The 2,630-nt window shown below is 64.5% G+C and carries 3 protein-coding genes and 1 pseudogene; 2 read left to right on the top strand and 2 right to left on the bottom strand.

Features of this window, described 5'->3' with window-relative positions:
* On the bottom strand, nt 1-529 hold a 529-nt coding region (locus Q0283_RS17075), incomplete at its 3' end, for a recombinase family protein (protein ID WP_298045805.1).
* Between the two features lie 243 nt (nt 530-772).
* Nucleotides 773-1,636 (bottom strand): SDR family oxidoreductase, encoded by an 864-nt coding sequence (locus Q0283_RS17070; protein ID WP_298045803.1) that lies wholly within the window; start codon nt 1,634-1,636, stop codon nt 773-775.
* A 96-nt stretch (nt 1,637-1,732) separates the two neighbouring features.
* On the opposite strand from Q0283_RS17070, the gene Q0283_RS17065 reads away from it, so the two are divergent.
* Together Q0283_RS17065 and Q0283_RS17060 are read left to right on the top strand one after the other, a co-directional pair.
* Nucleotides 1,733-2,125 carry a helix-turn-helix domain-containing protein gene (locus Q0283_RS17065; RefSeq protein WP_298045801.1) on the top strand — a complete coding sequence of 131 codons (393 nt, stop codon included), beginning with the start codon at nt 1,733-1,735 and terminating at the stop codon, nt 2,123-2,125.
* A 166-nt stretch (nt 2,126-2,291) separates the two neighbouring features.
* A pseudogene (locus Q0283_RS17060) lies at nt 2,292-2,500 on the top strand (IS30 family transposase); the annotation flags it as partial.
* Nucleotides 2,501-2,630 lie beyond the last annotated feature (130 nt).

Genomic DNA, 2,630 nt, shown 5'->3' with positions numbered 1-2,630 from the left:
GGGACACTCCCAGACGCTCGGCGACCTCCGTTTTGGGCAGGCCCAGGTCGATCATTGCCTGAGCCTGTTCCACGTCGTCTGCGCTGAGCTTGGGGGCCTGCACGTACTTGCCCTTGGCCTTGGCCAGCGCGATGCCCTCGGCCTGGCGTTCCCGGATCAGATTGCGCTCGAACTCAGCGAAAGACGCCATGACCCCGAGCATCAGCGCATCGATCGGGGAGGACCCGTTCTTGTCCACGGTGATGCGTTCCTTGATGAACTCCACGGATGCGCCCTTGGCGACAATCTCATCCACGAGGTTGAACAGGTCTCGGGTACTCCGACCCAACCGGTCCATGGAGGCCACCCGCACGGTGTCGCCGTCCCGGATGTAATCCATCAGCTTGGCCAGACCGGTTCGCTTGGCGCGGGACTTGCCGCTGATCTTGTCGGTGAAGACCTTGGTGCACTCCCCGATGGCCTCCAATTGCCGGTCGGGGTTCTGGTCGGCCGAACTCACCCGGACGTAACCGACGACTTGTCCAACCATCTTTAAGGCCTGCCCTCACGAATGTGTCCAAGGCCCGGTTTAGGACCCACTCTGACAGCATACTTCCGTCTGCCCCGAGGGTGTGTAAGAGGGTATACCCGGTTGGACACTCCTCGGCAGATGTCACCATCGGACGCCAGTGTGGGGTTTGCCGGCAGGGGCGAGGTCGGTAGGTAGTTCTGCTTGCCCGGCTGGAAAGCTGGACAAGCAGAACTACCCACTCCTGCATGTTCTACCGAGAGGCTAGATTGAGGCGACAGCCGAACGAACAGCCTCAGCCATGGACGTGGCCGGGCGTCCGATAAGCCTGCTCAGGTCTCCAGAGGTCACCAGGAGGTCTCCGCGGGCTATTCCCAGATCAGAATCTGCGAGGATCTCCGCGCCCCCCTCGGGCACTCCGACGCTGGCGAGCATTCCGGCGTATTCGCGCGGCGGCAGGTCCTGGTAGGAGATGTGCTTGCCGGCCGCGGCGCTGATCTCTGCCGCAAGCTCGGCCATGGTGAACGGTTTGTCACCGCCGAGCTCATAGATCCTGCCGGCCTGGTCGTCGGCCAGCAGCACCGCGGCGGCCGCCTGGGCATAGTCTGCGCGGGAGGCGGCGCTCACACGACCATTGCCAGCACTGCCGGCGAGGGCACCCTGAGCGAGCGTGCCCGGCAATTGGTCGGTGTAGTTCTCCAGATACCAGCTGTTGCGCAACACGACGAAGGGAACGCCGGACTGCTCCAGGAGGGTCTCGGTGGCTTGGTGCTCGACGGCCAGCTTCATCCCGCTGGCGTCCGCGTTGGCGATGCTCGTGTAGGCGACCAGCTGGACCCCCTCGCGCTGAGCGGCCTCGATCACGGTACGGTGCTGCTCCACCCGCTGGCCCACCTCGGAACCGGAGACCAGGAGGACTTTGCTGGCCCCCTTCAAGGCCGTCCCTACGGAGGACGCGTCGGTGTAGTCCAGCTTCCTCACGTGGACACCGCGCAGTGCCAGACCCGCGATCTTGTCGACTGCACGCCCCGCGGCCACAATCTCCTGCGGCGGAACGTTGCGCTCCAGCAGTGCCTCCACGACCTGGCGGCCGAGCTGCCCGGTAGCTCCGGTGATAACGATGCTCATGATGTCCTTCCATGGGGTCCTTGACGGAAGGCATAACCGCCCCACTTTCCGATTACTTCCGAAAAGAGAGTACGCACTTCCAAGTAAGGTACTGACATGAGAGTTAGTGACCCCGCATCCGGTGCCCAGGCAGCACCCCTTCCGGCCCACCTTGCCGACGGCGTTTTCCCGGCCGGGTGCCCCAGCCGCACCGTCCTGGATCACATCACCAGCAAGTGGGGTGTGCTGATCCTGGTGGCCCTGTCCGAGGGTGAGCAGCGCTGGAGCGAGTTGCGGCGGCGCGCGGAGGGCATCAGCGAGAAGATGCTGGCTCAGACCCTCAAGACCCTTGAACGCGATGGCCTGGTCCAGCGGACGGCCCAGCCCATCATCCCGCCGAGGGTCGACTACAGCCTCACCGCACGTGGACATGAGCTGAGCGCGCTCCTATTGCCCCTGGTCGCGTGGGCCTTCGAGAACGCGGACGAGATCCTCAACGACCAACGTTGACCTTCGACACCACCGCACACGAGCCTCATAATCTAACAACCCAGCGACCGCTAAGGAAGAAGGAAGGGCGCGGCACCGGGATCAGGTACAACCCCTAGCAACCGATGAGGCCTCGGCGCAGCCCAGGCAGCCTGACCCACCCTGTCACCTATCGGTGCAGCAGTCCCAAGTGAGCCCAGAGACGATCGATTGGACGGAATACGTCCAAGCGCACGGTGGCCTCAGACGCGAGGTCGCGGCGGCCCTACGCACCGGCCGAACCGACGCAAACCGCACCAAAGGCCCGACCAGCGCGCGCCCTGTTTCGTCGACGAGATGAGGATAATCTCCGTGCGTCCGCCCGAAGCCGAAGACCAAACCGTGCCAGGGCACTGGGGCGTGTCTCTTAATGGGTGGCTGGTCGCGTTGACGTGCTGGACGAGTGAGACGCACTGAGGTCCTGACCGACGTGCAGTGGGCGTTGGTCGAGCCCTTGATGCCCTCGGCCCCCGGGGCGGGCCGGCCG

Source organism: uncultured Citricoccus sp. (assembly GCF_937871995.1).
Taxonomy (GTDB): Bacteria; Actinomycetota; Actinomycetes; order Actinomycetales; family Micrococcaceae; genus Citricoccus.
The sequence above is the reverse complement of the archived record's forward strand: the minus strand, read 5'-3'. Positions and strand labels throughout refer to the sequence as shown.

What these genes read in the sequence shown, in the direction of transcription:
- Q0283_RS17070 (WP_298045803.1), bottom strand. Translation starts at nt 1,636, where the DNA reads ATGAGCATCGTTATCACCGGAGCTACCGGGCAGCTCGGCCGCCAGGTC.
- Q0283_RS17065 (WP_298045801.1), top strand. Translation starts at nt 1,733, where the DNA reads ATGAGAGTTAGTGACCCCGCATCCGGTGCCCAGGCAGCACCCCTTCCG.